Raw genomic sequence first — 16911 nt, 5'->3', positions numbered from 1 at the left:
AGGAACCCCCTTTACTTATTATTTTTTCTTGTTCGCTACAGTTTTACGAGGACCTTTACGCGTACGCGCATTGTTTTTCGTATTTTGACCACGAACAGGTAAACCACGACGGTGACGGATACCACGGAATGAACCGATTTCCATCAGGCGTTTAATGTTAAGTGAAATTTCGCGACGTAAGTCACCTTCCACTTTGTATTTATCTAATTGTTCACGGATTTTGTTTAACTCATCTTCAGTAAGATCGCGAACACGTGTGTTTTCGTTAACACCAGCGTCAGCTAATACTTTTTGAGATGTTGTTTTACCAATTCCGTAGATGTAAGTTAATGAAATTACCACGCGTTTGTCACGAGGAATATCAACACCAGCAATACGTGCCATACTTTAAGTGCACCTCCTTCTAATTAACCTTGTTTTTGTTTGTGTTTAGGATTTTCACAGATTACCATTACTTTACCGCGTCGGCGAATTACTTTACATTTTTCGCAGATCGGTTTCACAGATGGTCTCACTTTCATCTAACCCAACCTCCTTAATAGTCCGGAGTGCAAAAGATTATTTAAAACGGTATGTGATACGACCGCGAGTTAAATCATATGGAGATAACTCGATAGTAACCTTATCTCCTGGTAAAATTCTAATAAAGTGCATACGAATCTTTCCAGATACGTGTGCCAGCACTGTGTGCCCATTTTCTAATTCTACCTTAAACATCGCGTTTGGCAAAGTCTCAACAACTGTTCCTTCGACTTCAATTACATCGTCTTTCGCCATCAATCCTGTCTCCCTTCTATATGCAATTCCCAATTCTCTAACTTACACGACATAGAGAACTATTGCAACTGTTTTCTTCCAGTAAGAAGCAACTACATTATAAACTTGGATTGTGAGAGATGTTCGAAAGACGCTCGTCTGGTTTCGCTTCACACAATCCAGGAACGACTAACCGCATTCGGAAAAGTCTTGGATGAGAGATTCATACCCTTTATACAGATGCTTCCACGAAACCCTAACACTTATTCAAAAGTTGATAAAAATTCCACTTTCGTTTCAGTGTATACCGGGCACAATATGCTTTTGCAACTCTCAAAATAATGTTTTAATGTTGCCCTCCGCACGTCTCCCAAGTAAAGCAGTTTGACTTTCGCCTAATGCCGGGTATCAGCTGCGGCTGCCCTGTAATAAAAGAGCGTCAAGATCAGCAAACACTTTATTAATGTCTTGCTGTCCATCTATATTTGTTAACACACCTTTAGCTTGGTAAAAATCAAGTAAAGGCTGAGCCTGATTCATATTTACTTCCAGACGGTTTGCAACAGTTTCAGGATTATCGTCCGCACGTGTATATAATTCGCCACCATCTTTATCACATTTACCTTCAACCGCTGGAGGGTTAAATAATACATGATATGATGCACCGCAAACTTTACAAATACGACGACCACTTAGACGTGCAACCAGTTCATCTTTTTCAACTTGGATATTAATTGTATGTTCAATTTTTTTCCCTAGTTCTTCTAAGATGTTATCCAGAGCTTCCGCTTGAGGAACTGTGCGTGGGAACCCGTCTAATAAGAACCCTTTTTCGCAATCTTTTTGTGAAAGTCGCTCACGAACGATGCCAATCGTAACTTCATCAGGAACTAATGCTCCTTGGTCCATATACGATTTTGCTTTTAAACCAAGTTCTGTGCCATCTTTAATTGCAGCACGGAACATGTCGCCTGTAGAAATATGAGGGATGTCGTACTTCTCAACAATTTTGTCTGCTTGAGTACCTTTACCAGCACCAGGCAAACCCATTAAAACGATATTCATACGTTTTGTCTCCCCCTAATACTGCGGGTTAAGGAAACATATCGTTTCCTAAAACCTGCATATTATTTCATAAAGCCTTTGTAATGACGTTTAACTAATTGTGATTCTAACTGCTTCATTGTTTCTAAAGCAACCCCGACTACGATAATAACACTAGTACCACCGATTTGCGCAGTAGCAGGTAGGTTCATGAAATTAATAAATAGTATCGGTAACACAGAAATTACAACTAAGAAGATAGCACCAACAAATGTTAAACGGTATAAAACTTTAGTTAAGTATTCTTGTGTATCATTTCCTGGGCGGATACCAGGAATATATGCACCTTGTTTTTTCAAGTTGTCAGTCAAGTTTTCAGGATTCACTTGAATAAATGCATAGAAGTATGTGAATAAAACAATCAATGCAATATAGATAATCATTCCAACAGGTTTAGTATAATCAAACGTGTTTTGAATGAATGTAGTGACATCATTTTGACCGAAGAATGTAGCTAAAGTTCGAGGTGTAACAATGAAGGCAACAGCAAAGATTACCGGAATAACACCAGCCGCATTTACTTTTAACGGCAAGTGAGTTTGTTGTCCACCGACTTGAGCAGTACGTCCCGCAACTCGTTTTGCATATTGAATCGGTATTTTACGCAACGCTTGTTGGAAGTAAATAACACCGACTACAACAGCTAGCATAATCAAAGCAAGTATTACTAGGATTGCAATTTTAATAAATAGCTGATCACCAGCATCCTCGATTTGTTGTGCATAAATTTGGTTCACAGAAGTTGGAAGTGCAGCAACAATACCCGCGAAGATAATGATTGAAATACCATTTCCAACACCATGAGAAGTTATTTGTTCTCCTAACCACAGTAGGAAAGCCGTACCACCAGTTAAAACAACAGCAATTGTTAAATATGATAAAACACTTGTGTCTTTAATTAACGAACCACCATACATTTGATTAAAACCAAACGACATAGCGAAAGCTTGTATGAATGCTAAAACAACAGTTAAATATCGTGTAAACTGTGCAAGCTTACGGCGACCAACATCACCTTGTTTTGCCCATTCAGCAAACTTTGGTACTACATCCATTTGTAGAAGTTGAACAATAATTGAAGCAGTAATGTAAGGCATAATTCCCAATGCAAAGATCGAGAAGTTTGACAGTGCACCACCGCCGAATGTATTAAGGAAGCCAATCAAATTAAATTCATCGGCTACCTTTAATACTTCTGAGTCAACGTTTGGTACCGGAATAAATGTTCCGATACGAAAAACGATTAACATTAAAAGAGTGAAAATGATTTTATTTCGTATATCTCGAACGCGCATGAAGTTTGAGATTGTTTGAAACATTAAATCACCTCAGTTGTTCCGCCAGCGTTCTCGATTGCTTCTTTAGCTGAAGCAGAGAACTTATGAGCTTTCACAGTAAGCTTTTTATTAAGAGTTCCGTTACCTAGAATCTTAATGCCAGCTTTTTCACTGCTAACAACTCCAGTTTCTAATAATAATGCAGGTGTTACTTCTGCACCATCTTCGAAACGATTTAATGCATCAAGGTTCAGGATAGCGTATTCTTTACGGTTAATGTTCGTAAAGCCGCGTTTTGGTAAACGACGGAATAATGGGTTTTGACCACCCTCGAATCCAGGGCGAACACCGCCGCCAGAACGAGCGTTTTGACCTTTATGTCCTTTACCTGCAGTTTTACCATTACCAGAACCGATACCACGACCAACACGGTTACGTTCTTTACGTGAACCTTCAGCTGGTTTTAACTCATGAAGTTTCATATTAGTGGCACCTCCTTGTTCAAAGTTTAAATATTATTTTTCGTTAACAGTAACTAAGTGAGCTACTTTAGTAATCATACCACGAATAGCAGCGTTATCAGCTTGTTCTACAGTAGAGTTTACTTTGCGTAAACCTAATGCTTCAATGATTTTACGTTGCCCTGGTTTTGTACCGATCAAAGATTTAGTAAGGGTAATTTCTAATTTGTTTGCCATTATAATTCCCCCCCTTAACCTAATAGTTCTTCCACTGATTTACCGCGAAGTTTTGCAACTTCCTCTGCGCGTTTTAATTCGTTTAAACCTGCGATAGTTGCACGCACCATGTTGATTGGTGTGTTAGAACCAAGAGATTTTGAAAGAATATCAGTTACACCAGCAAGTTCAAGTACTGCACGTACAGGACCACCAGCGATAACTCCAGTACCAGGAGCTGCAGGTTTGATTAAGATTTGACCTGCTCCGAAGCGACCAACCACGTCATGTGGAGTTGTTCCACCAACAAGTGGCACTTCGATTAAGTTTTTCTTCGCGTCTTCAACAGCTTTGCGGATTGCATCTGGAACCTCTTGAGCTTTACCAGTACCGAATCCTACATGGCCGTTTTTATCACCTACAACAACTAGTGCTGTAAAGCGGAAGCGACGTCCACCTTTAACAACTTTTGCAACGCGGTTAATCGTAACTACGCGTTCTTCAAGTTCAAGTTTGTTTGCGTCAATGCGACTCATGAAGTATGTCCCTCCTTCTTATTAAAATTCTAAGCCGTTTTCACGTGCAGCTTCTGCTAAAGCTTTTACACGTCCATGATATAAGTAACCACCACGGTCAAATACAACAGCAGTAATATTTTTTTCCGCAGCGCGTTTAGCGATTGTTTCACCGATTTTAGCTGCAGCTTCTACATTGCTACCTGCACCCTCAAAACCTTTTTCTTGAGTTGATGCACTAACAAGTGTTACGCCAGCAACATCGTCAATAATTTGCGCATAGATGTTCTTGTTTGAACGGAATACGTTTAAACGTGGACGCTCAGCAGTACCTGAGATTTTAGAACGAACACGCGCATGACGTTTTTTACGAACTTGATTTTTATCTTGTTTCGTAATCACAGAGGTCACTCCTTTCTAACGCTTCTAAGAGCATTATTTACCTGTTTTACCTTCTTTACGACGTACGTACTCACCTTCATAACGAATACCTTTACCTTTGTATGGCTCTGGTGGGCGAACGTCACGAATGTTAGATGCAAATGCACCAACACGTTCTTTGCTAATACCTTTAACAACTACTTTAGTGTTTGAAGGAACTTCAACTTCTAGACCTTCTTCAGGTGTGAACTCTACTGGGTGAGAGTAACCTACGTTAAGTACAAGTTTTTTACCTTGTAATTGCGCACGGTAACCGACACCGATAAGTTCTAGAGATTTAGAGAATCCTTCAGAAACACCAGTTACCATGTTAGCTAATAGCGCACGAGTTGTACCGTGGATAGTACGGTGTTCTTTTGATTCAGAAGGACGTACTACAGTAACAACGTTTCCTTCTTGCTCAATTTTCATATCTTTATTGAATTGACGAGTTAATTCGCCTTTAGGTCCTTTAACAGTAACTGTGTTGTCATCAGCAACAGTCACAGTAACGCTAGCTGGAACCTCGATTGGTTTTTTACCTACACGAGACATTTAGTTGCACCTCCATTCATATATTACTAATTACCAAATGTAAGCTAAGATTTCTCCGCCAACTTTTTTAGCACGTGCTTCTTTATCAGTTAATACACCTTGAGAAGTAGATACTAAAGCGATACCTAAACCATTAAGTACTTTTGGTACTTCGTTTGTTTTAGCGTATACACGTAAGCCAGGTTTTGAAATACGTTTTAAACCAGTGATAACACGTTCGTTATCTCTTCCATATTTTAAGAAGATACGGATGATACCTTGCTTATTATCTTCAACATACTCAACGTCACGAACGAAACCTTCACGCTTTAAGATTTCAGCGATTTCTTTCTTTAAATTAGAAGCAGGTACTTCTAATTTTTCGTGACGAACCATGTTCGCATTACGGATGCGAGTCAGCATATCTGCAATTGGATCTGACATTGTCATTGATTTTACCTCCTTCCCAATTTCGGGGATTACCAGCTTGCTTTTTTAACGCCAGGAATTTGTCCCTTATATGCAAGTTCACGGAAACAAATACGGCAAAGTTTAAATTTACGATATACTGAGTGTGGACGGCCACAGCGTTCACAACGTGTATATTCTTGCACTTTAAACTTTTGCTTACGTTGTTGTTTAACAACCATTGATTTTTTAGCCACGTTTTCGCCCTCCTTGTTTTATTACTTTTGGAACGGCATACCGAATTGTGTCAATAACTCGCGAGCTTCTTCGTCAGAATTCGCAGTTGTTACGATCACGATGTCCATACCGCGTACTTTTGAAACTTTATCGTAATCGATTTCAGGGAAAATTAATTGTTCCTTAACACCTAAAGTGTAGTTACCGCGACCATCGAATGATTTTTTAGAAACACCGTGGAAGTCACGTACACGTGGTAGTGCGATAGAAATTAATTTGTCCAAGAATTCATACATACGTTCACCACGTAATGTAACTTTTGCACCGATTGCCATACCTTCACGTAAGCGGAAACCTGCGATCGATTTTTTAGCTTTAGTTACAACTGGTTTTTGACCAGTGATGATTGTTAATTCTTCTACAGCAGCATCTAATGCTTTAGAGTTTTGTACAGCGTCACCAACACCCATGTTGATTACGATTTTTTCAACTTTTGGCACTTGCATTACTGATTTATATCCAAATTTGCTCATAAGAGCTGGAGAAACTTCTTTTGTATATTTTTCTTTTAGGCGGCTCATGTTCGTACCTCCCTTCTCAATTTACTTATTAGTCGATTACTGCACCTGATTTTTTTGCAACACGAACTTTTTTGCCGTTTTCGATTTTGTAACCTACACGAGTCGGCTCGCCAGATTTAGGATCGATTAGCATTACGTTCGAAACGTGGATTGCTGCTTCTTGGCTTACAATACCACCTTGAGGATTTAACTGGTTAGGTTTAACGTGTTTTTTAACAATGTTTACACCTTCAACAAGAACACGGTCTTGTTTTGGGAAAGCAGCTAAAACAACGCCTACTTTACCTTTGTCTTTACCAGTAATAACTTTTACTTTGTCACCCTTTTTAACATGCATTATGTGTCGCACCTCCTTGATTGGTACTCTCATGAAATTAAAGAACTTCTGGAGCTAATGAAACGATTTTCATGAAGTTGCTATCACGTAATTCACGAGCAACAGGCCCGAAAATACGAGTTCCGCGTGGTGACTTATCGTCTTTAATGATTACGCAAGCATTTTCATCAAATTTGATATAAGTACCATCTTTACGGCGTACACCAGATTTTGTGCGAACGACAACAGCCTTAACAACGTCACCTTTCTTGACAACGCCTCCTGGTGTTGCTTTCTTAACTGTAACAACTACGATATCACCGATATTAGCAGTTTTACGGCCAGAACCACCAAGCACTTTAATTGTTAAAACTTCACGTGCACCTGAGTTGTCAGCAACTTTCATACGAGTTTCTTGTTGGATCACTTAGGTTACCTCCCTTCGGAATTTAAATGTTTCCGAAATGTTATTAAATAATAACCGCTTTTTCTACAATTTCCACTAGACGGAAACGTTTAGTAGCTGATAGCGGGCGAGTTTCCATGATACGAACGATATCACCGATTTTCGCTTCGTTTAACTCATCATGAGCCTTGAACTTTTTAGAGTATTTTACACGTTTTCCGTATAATTTATGTTTCTTATAAGTTTCAACAAGAACAGTTACTGTTTTGTCCATTTTATCTGAAACGACACGGCCTGTGTAAACTTTGCGTTGGTTACGCTCAGTCATTATTTCAAACCTCCTTATCAGTTATTTGCGCTGATTTCTCTTTCACGAATCACAGTTTTCATGCGCGCAATCGCTTTACGAACTTCACGAATGCGAGCTGTGTTTTCTAATTGACCAGTCGCCAATTGGAAGCGAAGGTTGAAAAGCTCTTCTTTCAGTGATTTCACTTTTAATTCAATTTCAGAAGTGGCAAGGTCACGGATTTCATTAGCTTTCATTAGATTCACCACCAGTTTCTTGACGTTTAACAATCTTACATTTCACAGGAAGTTTGTGTGATGCTAAACGAAGTGCCTCACGAGCAATCTCTTCAGATACGCCTGCAACTTCAAACATTACTTTTCCTGGTTTTACTACTGCTACCCAACCTTCTGGAGAACCTTTACCAGAACCCATACGTACCTCTAGAGGCTTTTTAGTATATGGTTTATGTGGGAAAATTTTAATCCAAACTTTACCGCCACGTTTCATGTAACGAGTCATAGCGATACGGGCAGATTCGATTTGACGGTTAGTAACCCAGCTAGCAGTTGTAGCTTGTAGGCCCCATTCACCAAATGCTACTTCTTTACCGCCTTTAGCTTCACCACGCATGTTACCACGGTGTTCACGACGATATTTTACGCGTTTTGGTAATAACATAATTATTTGCCTCCTTCCACAGAGTTCTTCTTCGTAGGAAGGACTTCACCACGGTAGATCCATACTTTAACACCTAATTTACCATAAGTAGTGTCAGCTTCTGCGTGAGCATAGTCGATGTCAGCACGAAGAGTATGAAGTGGAACAGTTCCTTCGCTATAGTGTTCAGCACGCGCGATATCAGCGCCACCTAAACGTCCAGATACTTGTGTTTTAATTCCTTTTGCACCAGCACGGATTGTGCGTTGGATTGCTTGTTTTTGAGCACGGCGGAATGATACGCGGTTCTCAAGTTGACGAGCGATGTTTTCTGCTACTAAACGAGCATCAAGATCAGCTTTTTTGATTTCTACGATATTAATGTGTACACGTTTACCAGTTAAATCGTTAAGGTATTTACGTAAGTTTTCAACTTCTGTACCGCCTTTACCGATTACCATACCTGGTTTCGCTGTGTGAATTGTAATGTTTACGCGGTTTGCTGCGCGTTCGATTTCTACTTTAGATACAGATGCATCTTTTAAAGCAGCTTCGATATATTTACGAATTTTAATATCTTCGTGAAGTAATGTCGCATAGTCTTTTTCAGCGTACCATTTCGACTCCCAATCACGAATAATACCAACTCGTAGTCCTATTGGATGTACTTTTTGACCCACGGATTAACCCTCCTTCTTCTCAGATACCACAAGAGTGATGTGGCTTGTGCGTTTATTAATTGCGCTTGCACGTCCTTGTGCACGTGGACGGAAACGTTTTAATGTTGGACCTTCGTCAACAAAAACTTCAGAAACAACTAGGTTGTTTACATCTAATTCATAGTTGTGCTCAGCGTTAGCAACTGCAGATTTTAATACTTTCTCAACGACTGGAGACGCCGCTTTTGGAGTATGACGTAAAATTGCAACTGCTTCACCTACTTGCTTACCTCGGATTAAGTCTACTACTAGACGCACTTTACGAGGAGCGATACGCACTGTGCGAGCGATAGCTTTAGCTTGTGTCATTAGGATTTACCTCCTTCCAAAATTAGCGTCTTGTTTTCTTATCATCTGCACCATGACCTTTATAAGTACGTGTTGGTGCGAATTCGCCTAACTTGTGACCTACCATATCTTCTGTCACGTATACAGGAACATGTTTACGTCCATCATATACAGCGATTGTTAATCCGATGAAGTTCGGGAAGATAGTAGAACGGCGAGACCAAGTTTTGATAACTTGTTTTTTCTCAGAACTCTCTTGTGCTTCAACCTTTTTCATTAAGTGGTCATCGACAAAAGGTCCTTTTTTCAAGCTGCGACCCATTTAGGAACCTCCCTTTCGTGACTCACCACGGCACGACTAGCGAACCGTAGTACAATCACATTATTTTTTGCGAGAACGAATAATTAACTTATTAGTTTTGTTTTTCTTCTTGCGAGTTTTGTAACCAAGAGCTGGTTTACCCCATGGTGTCATTGGAGATTTACGTCCGATTGGAGAACGTCCTTCACCACCACCGTGTGGGTGATCGTTAGGGTTCATTACAGAACCACGAACTGTTGGGCGTTTACCTAACCAACGAGTACGACCTGCTTTACCAATGTGGATAAGTTCGTGTTGTTCGTTACCAACTTGACCGATTGTTGCACGGCAAGTAGCAAGTACTAGGCGAACTTCACCAGATTGTAGACGGATGATTACGTATTTGCCTTCACGACCAAGTACTTGTGCAGAAGTACCAGCAGAACGTACTAATTGACCGCCTTTACCAGGTTTTAACTCGATGTTATGGATTGTTGTACCCATAGGAATGTTTGCAAGTGGTAATGCATTACCTACTTTAATATCAGCATCTGGACCAGAAACGATTGTTTGACCAACTTCTAATCCTTTTGGAGCTAAGATGTAACGTTTTTCACCGTCAGCATAGTTGATTAATGCGATGTTTGCAGAGCGGTTTGGATCATATTCGATTGTGGCAACGCGTCCTGGAATACCGTCTTTAGTACGTTTAAAGTCGATGATACGGTATTGTTTCTTGTGGCCACCACCGTGATGACGAACAGTAATTTTACCTTGGTTATTACGACCAGCTTTGCGTTTTTTTGGTGCTAATAATGACTTTTCAGGCTTATTAGTTGTGATTTCCGCAAAGTCAGATGACGTCATATTACGACGACCATTTGAGGTTGGTTTATACTTTTTAATCGCCATTTATTTTCCCTCCTTCTTGAAAGTTAAAATCTACTTCATTATGTGAATTAGATATCAAAAATTTCGATTTCTTTGCTATCAGCAGTTAATTTAACGATTGCTTTACGACGTTTGTTTGTGTATCCGCCGAATTTACCAACACGTTTGAATTTACCTTTGTAGTTCATGATGTTAACTTTGTCAACTTTTACATCAAAGATTTCTTCAACTGCATCTTTAACTTGAGTTTTGTTCGCACGAACGTCAACTTCAAAAGTGTATTTTTTCTCAGCCATAAGCTCAGAAGAACGCTCAGTAATGACCGGACGTTTTAAGATATCACGTGCTTCCATTATCCAAGCACCTCCTCAACTTTTTCTACTGCAGCTTTAGTGAATACAACTTTCTCGTGACCTAATAGATCAAGAACGTTAATTCCGTTAGCTGTTAAAACAGTTACACCTGGGATGTTACGAGCAGATAATGCTACGTTTTCATTTAAATCAGCTGTAACGAATAATGCTTTTGTATCGATGTTTAGGTTACCTAAAATTGATACGAAATCTTTAGTTTTTGGTGCATCTAATTGTAATGCATCAAGAACTACGAAGTTTTGTTCTCCTACTTTAGCTGATAAAGCTGATTTAAGAGCTAAGCGACGAACTTTCTTCGGTAATTTGTAGCTGTAGCTACGTGGAGTTGGACCGAATACGATACCACCACCGCGCCATTGTGGAGAGCGGATTGAACCTTGACGTGCACGACCAGTTCCTTTTTGACGCCATGGTTTACGACCACCACCAGCAACTTCAGAACGGTTTTTTACTTTATGATTACCTTGACGTAGAGAAGCGCGTTGAGCGATTACTGCGTCGAATAATACTGCTTCGTTTGGCTCGATTCCGAAAATCGCATCGTTTAATTCGATTTCACCAACTGAAGCACCTGTTTGACTAAGTACAGATACCTTTGTCATTCCTGTTTCCTCCTTTCTTCGAGAAATTATTTAGATTTTACAGCTGTTTTAACTGTAACTAATGCTTTTTTAGAACCAGGAACATTACCTTTAACAAGTAGTAAGTTACGCTCTGCATCAACTTTTACGATTTCTAAGTTTTGGATTGTAACTACATTTCCACCCATTTGACCAGGTAATTTCTTTTGTTTGAATACGCGGTTCGGAGCAACTGGACCCATTGAACCAGGACGACGGTGGTAACGAGAACCATGGGCCATAGGACCACGAGATTGTCCGTGGCGTTTGATAACACCTTGGAAACCTTTACCTTTAGTAACACCTGTTACGTCTACTACATCGCCTTCTGCGAAAATTTCTACTTTGACTTCTTGACCAACTTCGTATTCTTCAACGTTTACGTTGCGGAATTCACGAATGAAGCGCTTAGGAGCAGTATTCGCTTTTGCTACGTGACCTTGTTCAGGTTTGTTTGAAAGCTTAACGCGCTTATCTTCGAAACCAACTTGGATTGCTTCGTAGCCATCAGTTTCAACAGTTTTCTTTTGAAGTACTACGTTTGCAGGAGCTTCAATTACTGTTACTGGGATTAAATCACCATTCTCAGCGAAAACTTGAGTCATACCAATTTTTCTACCTAAGATTCCTTTAGTCATTTGTCACACCTCCTGTGATATTTAAAAAGTTCTATTTGTTTTTACCATTAAAGTTTGATTTCGATATCAACGCCAGATGGTAAATCAAGTTTCATTAACGCGTCAACAGTTTGTGGTGTTGGGTTAATGATGTCGATTAAACGTTTATGCGTACGCATTTCGAATTGTTCACGAGAATCTTTGTACTTGTGAACCGCACGAAGAATTGTGTACACAGACTTTTCAGTTGGTAACGGAATCGGACCTGATACACTTGCACCTGAACGTTTAGCAGTTTCCACAATTTTCTCAGCAGATTGATCTAAAACACGGTGATCATACGCTTTTAAACGGATACGAATCTTTTGTTTTGCCATTATTTTCCCTCCTTCTCGCCTATTTTCTAGACATTCTCCACGAAAATTTCCCACACACGCGCCATGGCAAAGCGGCCGGGTGTGTCGGCAACCTCTCGCTTCATCGCAGTCAAAGACCAACATTCAACATTATATACAATAAAAAACGAATATGCAAGTCTTTTTTACATATTCATTTTTATTGTTTGTTTTTACATTTCGCTTTTTTCAAGCCGATATTTAGTATATAAGAATTTATAATGTATATCAATTAAAATCTACATTTTATTTTATGGTAATTCGAGTTTCGTTTTCCTTTTAAATGTAATGCTATAAAACGAACATTACTGCAATCCAACCAAAGATAACTAACGGTATGTTGTAGAAGATAAATGTAGGTACACAAGTATCCCAAATGTGATTATGCTGTCCGTCTACATTTAAACCTGCTGTTGGCCCTAAAGTTGAGTCTGATGCAGGAGAACCAGCATCTCCTAACGCTCCCGCTGTTCCAATCAGGCATATGATTGCGAGTGTACTTAAGCCAAGTTCTAAACTTAAAGGAACAAATATTGCAGCTATAATAGGAATGGTTGCAAAAGATGATCCAATACCCATCGTAATAATCAATCCAATTATAAGCATAAGCAATACTGCTAAGCTGACATTGCCATTTAATATACTTAAAGTCTCCTCAACTAATGATTCAACATCGCCTGTTGCATTAATAACTGAAGAGAACCCGTTAGCTGATATAATAACAAAACCGACAAAGGCCATCATACGCATTCCATCTGAGAGTATTACATCAGCTTCTTTCCATTTTAATGTGCCTGTAATATAAAGAATGAGAATCCCACTTAAAGCTCCTATAATCATAGAATCAGTATATATCTGTATAACTACTGCACCTATTAACGAAAGAATCGTAAATAGAATGTTTTTCTTGCTTACAATGACTTGATTCGCTTCTTGCTTAATATCCTTTTGAGTATATTTACGTGGTTTACGATATAAGAACATAGCTAAACCTAACCCAAAAATCATTCCTAATGCAGGTATCGCCATTGCTTTAGTAAAATCCGATCCTGCTATTTCTAAACCTGATAATCCAATTTGAGTAGCCACTATATCTCGATAAATTGCACCGAACCCATATGGTAGGAACATATACGGCATTACTAAACCGAATGTTAAGATACACGCTATTAAACGACGGTCCACTTCGAAATGATTTAAAATCTTTAATATAGGTGGAATTAATAATGGAATAAAGGCGATATGAATTGGAATTAAGTTTTGAGAGAAGATTGCCATTAATAGGATGAAGAAGAAAATAACCGCTTTTGCTAATGCTTTATTTTCAGAATCTCCTTTTGTTCGTACAATCTTCAAAACACCCTTGATAAGTAAATCTGGAATTCCCGTTTTTGATATGGCAACTGCAAATCCACCTAGTAAACCATAACTTAAGGCTACTTGTGCACCTCCACCTAATCCATCGTTAAAGGCAGCTATTGTTTCAGTAATCGATAACCCGCCTGTTAGCCCACCGATAACACCACCAATTACTAACGATAAGACAACGTTTACTCTGAGTAAACTTAACACTAACATTACGACAACTGCAATTATCACAGAATTCATAAAATATCCCTCACACTTTCATTTGCTAAACTGCTAAACTGACAACGTGTTAAAGTGTAACTGCTCAATTATCTAAAGTCAATGTAAAGAAAATCCACTATAAATTCCTGAAATATTCGGAATTTATAGTGGATTTCTTCTATTATAATGATTCTCTTACAACCCTTTTATAATATTGAATAGATAATATTGCAAACACCATATACATTGCAACATATAAACAGATTGTGATGACTAATGGTGCAACAAGTTCTGTTCCAAATAGCCACCAGCCAGATTTAACTGCAAAGTAACTATGGGATAATCCAATAACTAATGGTACTCCGAAATTAAATGCTTGCTTTGCATAGATCCCTTTCATTATATGTGAAGTTGAATAGCCAATCTTACGTAAGATTACATAAGAAGATTTTTCATCATCCGCTTCTGCCATTTGTTTAAAATAAAGAATACTTCCGGTAGTTATTAAGAAGGCTAATCCTAAGAAGGCTGTGACGAATATCGTAATACCTAAGCTAGCTACGTTCTCTTTTCGTTCTTCTTCAAAAGAATTGATTATGATACTGTATTCATTATCTAACATTACCTTTCTATCTTCAGAGAACTTTTTATAAAGCACTTCAGCCTTTTCCATATCATCTTTATCTTTAAGGTTAATACCTATTTGTGAATGAATATTTACTTGAGCTTTATTTTGCTCTTCAATCTCTTTAAAGAGATTATCTGGTACAACTAAAATTGGACTAGCATCTGAAGCATATTGTGATAACACGTAATCTTTACGAATATCTGTAATGTGCAGAGGAATTTCCGTTTCTCCGGATTTCACATTGACATCAACATCTTTTTGAAGCGGTAAAACTTCCGACAACACATTAGCATAGCTCGTTATCAACGCTTCCCCTTCTTTTAATGAAAAGTTCGGTTCTATTTGATGAAAATCACTAAGCGATACGACAGCAGTATCTACCTCTCCGTTAAATAGTAAAGGGCTATCCTGTAAATTTTCCGAAATCAAATCTTTAAGATTTAACTTTACATTGGAAATTTGATAAGTATCTTTTTTAAAATCAATTCCTTCTTGATATAAGGCATCTAAGAACTCTATACCTTGGTCGTTAAGTAAAATATAGTCATATGGTGATGCAAACCGTGCATTGGAACCTGATGAGTAATAAGCAATATAAGCTAAACTCATAATTCCTACTGCAAGTCCTGTTAAAGTTGTAATTAACGTTAAGGATTTTGAATTACTTTTCATTTTATGCATAATCGGTGTTACGGCTAAAACATCTGTTATTCGTAAATGTCCACTTTTACTAGCACGAACAATATTCATAATGAGGGAAACAGAATATCTAAAAAATAAGAACGTCCCTAATATTGTAGAGCCTAGTATAACGAGCATGTGTAAAAACAGATTATTATAAACACTCGCTTTTTCTACGTTAAATAACATTGTAGATTGATAATAGCCATAAATGATAAGCGCAACACCGATTAACCCCATTACCATCTGAAATATACTAAACCCTTTTATACGTTCGTCAGCTTTTTTTGCTGCAGTAAATAATGATAACAAAGATAACCTTCTAATCATCCATAACATTTGCAATAAAATAATTATAAGCAAAACAGAAAATAATAGTGCTGATTGTTGGAAAGCATCTAAGGAAAACTTTAATTGTACGATCATATCAATTTCTAATATCTTTAATAAGACCATTGCAAAAAAGCGTGAACTAAAATAGCCAATTACCATCCCTATCATTACTGCGAGTGAAAATAAAATGATGTTTTCTAAAGCAATTAAACGAAAAACTAAACCTTTCGTCATTCCAATTAATTGAAATAATCCAATTTCTTTACTGCGTCTTTTCATAAAGAGCTGGCTTGCATATAAGACAAAGAACGTGACGATAAAATATAATATATATGACGCTGCTTCAAAACCGGCTGTAGCTGTACCACTCTTTTTAAGCGCTTCTACTACTGATGGATTATACTGCAATGTCGTAAAGGAAAAGCATAATGTCACACTAAATATCAGTGCAAAGAAATATAAATAATATTGTTTAACGTTTTTCCTCATACTTCTAAATACTAACTTGCTAAGCGTCATACCCATCACCACCAAGCACACTTTGCGTATTTAATATTTGTTGGAATAATTGCTGACGAGTTTTATCACCTTTATATAATTCAGTATAGATTGCTCCATCCTTTAAAAATAGAACACGCGAACAAAAGCTAGCTGCCACCGGATCGTGTGTAACCATCATAATCGTTGCGTTTTTTTGTTGATTAATTGTTTCTAAATTTGTTAATAGCGCATTTGCTGATTTTGAATCTAGTGCCCCAGTTGGTTCGTCTGCAAAAACTAAAGTAGGATTCGCAATAAGTGCTCGTGCTGCAGAAGTTCTTTGTTTTTGTCCACCAGAGATTTCATTCGGATATTTATTTAAAATATCTGAGATGCCTAAAATTCCAACGAGTTCTTTTAGTCGACTTTCCACTACCGCTTTTGGCTGTTTACTTATCGATAACGGCAATAATATATTTTCCTTTACAGTTAAAGTATCAAGTAAGTTATAATCCTGAAAGATAAAACCAAGTTGTTCACGTCTAAAATTGGCTAATGCCTTTTCCTTCATCCCTCTTAAATTTTGTCCATTAATTTCAACAATACCTTCTGTTGGGTGATCAATGGAACATAGTACATTTAATAATGTTGTTTTCCCTGATCCAGAAGGACCCATGATTCCAACAAACTCTCCTTTTTGAACTTCTATATCAATACCCTTCAAAACTTCTTGAGCTGTTGATTTCTTTCCATATACTTTTCTTATTTTTCTACCGATTAAGACTGACAAACTTTTTCGCCCCTTTCTTTAACTATTTTCATTTTACAGTCGTTT

The 16911-nt window shown here is 38.0% G+C and carries 29 protein-coding genes; all 29 read right to left on the bottom strand.

The features are described 5' to 3' along the window. Nucleotides 1-18: 18 nt before the first annotated feature. The 29 genes from rpsM to D8M03_RS07625 all read right to left on the bottom strand — a co-directional run bounded on the left by rpsM (nt 19) and on the right by D8M03_RS07625 (nt 16866). Complete coding sequence (gene rpsM, locus D8M03_RS07765; protein ID WP_121214202.1) at nt 19-384, bottom strand: 30S ribosomal protein S13; 366 nt, start codon at nt 382-384, stop codon at nt 19-21. 23 nt (nt 385-407) lie between these two features. Further along, nucleotides 408-521, bottom strand: coding sequence for a 50S ribosomal protein L36 (rpmJ, locus tag D8M03_RS07760; RefSeq protein WP_000868344.1), 114 nt, complete (start codon nt 519-521; stop codon nt 408-410). 37 nt (nt 522-558) lie between these two features. Next, nucleotides 559-777 carry a translation initiation factor IF-1 gene (gene infA / locus D8M03_RS07755; RefSeq protein WP_016839390.1) on the bottom strand — a complete coding sequence of 73 codons (219 nt, stop codon included), beginning with the start codon at nt 775-777 and terminating at the stop codon, nt 559-561. A gap of 387 nt (nt 778-1164) precedes the next feature. Continuing rightward, the gene (locus D8M03_RS07750; protein WP_121214201.1) at nt 1165-1821 is read right to left on the bottom strand and encodes an adenylate kinase; all 657 of its coding nucleotides are present in this window, start codon (nt 1819-1821) and stop codon (nt 1165-1167) included. A 62-nt stretch (nt 1822-1883) separates the two neighbouring features. After that, the gene (gene secY / locus D8M03_RS07745; protein ID WP_121214200.1) at nt 1884-3179 is read right to left on the bottom strand and encodes a preprotein translocase subunit SecY; all 1296 of its coding nucleotides are present in this window, start codon (nt 3177-3179) and stop codon (nt 1884-1886) included. Beyond that, nucleotides 3179-3619, bottom strand: coding sequence for a 50S ribosomal protein L15 (gene rplO / locus D8M03_RS07740; RefSeq protein WP_097073490.1), 441 nt, complete (start codon nt 3617-3619; stop codon nt 3179-3181). Before rplO ends, secY begins: the two co-directional genes overlap by 1 nt. 33 nt (nt 3620-3652) lie before the next feature. After that, nucleotides 3653-3835 (bottom strand): 50S ribosomal protein L30, encoded by a 183-nt coding sequence (gene rpmD / locus D8M03_RS07735; RefSeq protein WP_121214199.1) that lies wholly within the window; start codon nt 3833-3835, stop codon nt 3653-3655. 14 nt (nt 3836-3849) lie between these two features. Continuing rightward, complete coding sequence (gene rpsE, locus D8M03_RS07730) at nt 3850-4350, bottom strand: 30S ribosomal protein S5 (protein ID WP_097073488.1); 501 nt, start codon at nt 4348-4350, stop codon at nt 3850-3852. A gap of 21 nt (nt 4351-4371) precedes the next feature. Next, nucleotides 4372-4731, bottom strand: coding sequence for a 50S ribosomal protein L18 (gene rplR, locus D8M03_RS07725; protein ID WP_121214198.1), 360 nt, complete (start codon nt 4729-4731; stop codon nt 4372-4374). 33 nt (nt 4732-4764) lie between these two features. Further along, nucleotides 4765-5304 (bottom strand): 50S ribosomal protein L6, encoded by a 540-nt coding sequence (gene rplF / locus D8M03_RS07720; RefSeq protein ID WP_121214197.1) that lies wholly within the window; start codon nt 5302-5304, stop codon nt 4765-4767. Between the two features lie 30 nt (nt 5305-5334). Continuing rightward, on the bottom strand, nt 5335-5733 hold the full coding sequence (rpsH, locus tag D8M03_RS07715) for a 30S ribosomal protein S8 (RefSeq protein WP_121214196.1): 399 nt from the start codon (nt 5731-5733) through the stop codon (nt 5335-5337). 29 nt (nt 5734-5762) lie between these two features. Next, nucleotides 5763-5948 (bottom strand): type Z 30S ribosomal protein S14, encoded by a 186-nt coding sequence (locus D8M03_RS07710; RefSeq protein ID WP_118876548.1) that lies wholly within the window; start codon nt 5946-5948, stop codon nt 5763-5765. 21 nt (nt 5949-5969) lie between these two features. Further along, nucleotides 5970-6509 (bottom strand): 50S ribosomal protein L5, encoded by a 540-nt coding sequence (gene rplE / locus D8M03_RS07705; protein WP_121214195.1) that lies wholly within the window; start codon nt 6507-6509, stop codon nt 5970-5972. Between the two features lie 28 nt (nt 6510-6537). Continuing rightward, nucleotides 6538-6846 (bottom strand): 50S ribosomal protein L24, encoded by a 309-nt coding sequence (gene rplX, locus D8M03_RS07700; RefSeq protein WP_121214194.1) that lies wholly within the window; start codon nt 6844-6846, stop codon nt 6538-6540. Between the two features lie 37 nt (nt 6847-6883). Further along, nucleotides 6884-7252 carry a 50S ribosomal protein L14 gene (rplN, locus tag D8M03_RS07695; RefSeq protein WP_097073481.1) on the bottom strand — a complete coding sequence of 123 codons (369 nt, stop codon included), beginning with the start codon at nt 7250-7252 and terminating at the stop codon, nt 6884-6886. 43 nt (nt 7253-7295) lie between these two features. Next, nucleotides 7296-7559, bottom strand: coding sequence for a 30S ribosomal protein S17 (gene rpsQ, locus D8M03_RS07690; protein ID WP_036172453.1), 264 nt, complete (start codon nt 7557-7559; stop codon nt 7296-7298). Nucleotides 7560-7576: 17 nt separating this feature from the next. Continuing rightward, on the bottom strand, nt 7577-7777 hold the full coding sequence (rpmC, locus tag D8M03_RS07685; RefSeq protein ID WP_004233646.1) for a 50S ribosomal protein L29: 201 nt from the start codon (nt 7775-7777) through the stop codon (nt 7577-7579). Further along, nucleotides 7767-8201 carry a 50S ribosomal protein L16 gene (gene rplP / locus D8M03_RS07680; protein ID WP_121214193.1) on the bottom strand — a complete coding sequence of 145 codons (435 nt, stop codon included), beginning with the start codon at nt 8199-8201 and terminating at the stop codon, nt 7767-7769. Before rplP ends, rpmC begins: the two co-directional genes overlap by 11 nt. A 2-nt stretch (nt 8202-8203) precedes the next feature. Next, nucleotides 8204-8860 carry a 30S ribosomal protein S3 gene (rpsC, locus tag D8M03_RS07675; RefSeq protein ID WP_097073479.1) on the bottom strand — a complete coding sequence of 219 codons (657 nt, stop codon included), beginning with the start codon at nt 8858-8860 and terminating at the stop codon, nt 8204-8206. Between the two features lie 3 nt (nt 8861-8863). After that, a complete protein-coding gene (rplV, locus tag D8M03_RS07670) occupies nt 8864-9208 on the bottom strand; it encodes a 50S ribosomal protein L22 (protein WP_121214192.1) in 345 nt (114 codons plus the stop codon). A gap of 22 nt (nt 9209-9230) precedes the next feature. Then, the gene (gene rpsS / locus D8M03_RS07665; protein WP_036200750.1) at nt 9231-9509 is read right to left on the bottom strand and encodes a 30S ribosomal protein S19; all 279 of its coding nucleotides are present in this window, start codon (nt 9507-9509) and stop codon (nt 9231-9233) included. Between the two features lie 60 nt (nt 9510-9569). Continuing rightward, a complete protein-coding gene (gene rplB / locus D8M03_RS07660; protein WP_121214191.1) occupies nt 9570-10400 on the bottom strand; it encodes a 50S ribosomal protein L2 in 831 nt (276 codons plus the stop codon). Nucleotides 10401-10447: 47 nt separating this feature from the next. Continuing rightward, a complete protein-coding gene (gene rplW, locus D8M03_RS07655; protein WP_097073477.1) occupies nt 10448-10732 on the bottom strand; it encodes a 50S ribosomal protein L23 in 285 nt (94 codons plus the stop codon). Beyond that, nucleotides 10732-11355 (bottom strand): 50S ribosomal protein L4, encoded by a 624-nt coding sequence (gene rplD, locus D8M03_RS07650; RefSeq protein ID WP_121214190.1) that lies wholly within the window; start codon nt 11353-11355, stop codon nt 10732-10734. Before rplD ends, rplW begins: the two co-directional genes overlap by 1 nt. 26 nt (nt 11356-11381) lie before the next feature. Beyond that, nucleotides 11382-12011, bottom strand: a complete 630-nt coding sequence (gene rplC / locus D8M03_RS07645) for a 50S ribosomal protein L3 (protein ID WP_121214189.1) — start codon at nt 12009-12011, stop codon at nt 11382-11384. 47 nt (nt 12012-12058) lie between these two features. Continuing rightward, complete coding sequence (gene rpsJ / locus D8M03_RS07640; RefSeq protein WP_036172433.1) at nt 12059-12367, bottom strand: 30S ribosomal protein S10; 309 nt, start codon at nt 12365-12367, stop codon at nt 12059-12061. A 309-nt stretch (nt 12368-12676) separates the two neighbouring features. Beyond that, entirely contained in the window at nt 12677-13993 is a 1317-nt protein-coding gene (locus D8M03_RS07635; protein ID WP_121214188.1) for a Na+/H+ antiporter family protein, read from the bottom strand. 142 nt (nt 13994-14135) lie between these two features. Next, nucleotides 14136-16115: an FtsX-like permease family protein gene (locus D8M03_RS07630; protein WP_121214187.1), complete on the bottom strand. Its 1980-nt coding sequence runs from the start codon at nt 16113-16115 to the stop codon at nt 14136-14138. Further along, nucleotides 16105-16866: an ABC transporter ATP-binding protein gene (locus D8M03_RS07625; RefSeq protein ID WP_121214186.1), complete on the bottom strand. Its 762-nt coding sequence runs from the start codon at nt 16864-16866 to the stop codon at nt 16105-16107. The genes D8M03_RS07630 and D8M03_RS07625 overlap by 11 nt, the downstream gene beginning before the upstream one ends. Nucleotides 16867-16911 lie beyond the last annotated feature (45 nt).

The organism is Ureibacillus endophyticus (assembly GCF_003628435.1).
GTDB classification, from domain to species: Bacteria; Bacillota; Bacilli; order Bacillales_A; family Planococcaceae; genus Ureibacillus; species Ureibacillus endophyticus.
This window is presented reverse-complemented; position numbering and strand designations above follow the sequence as displayed.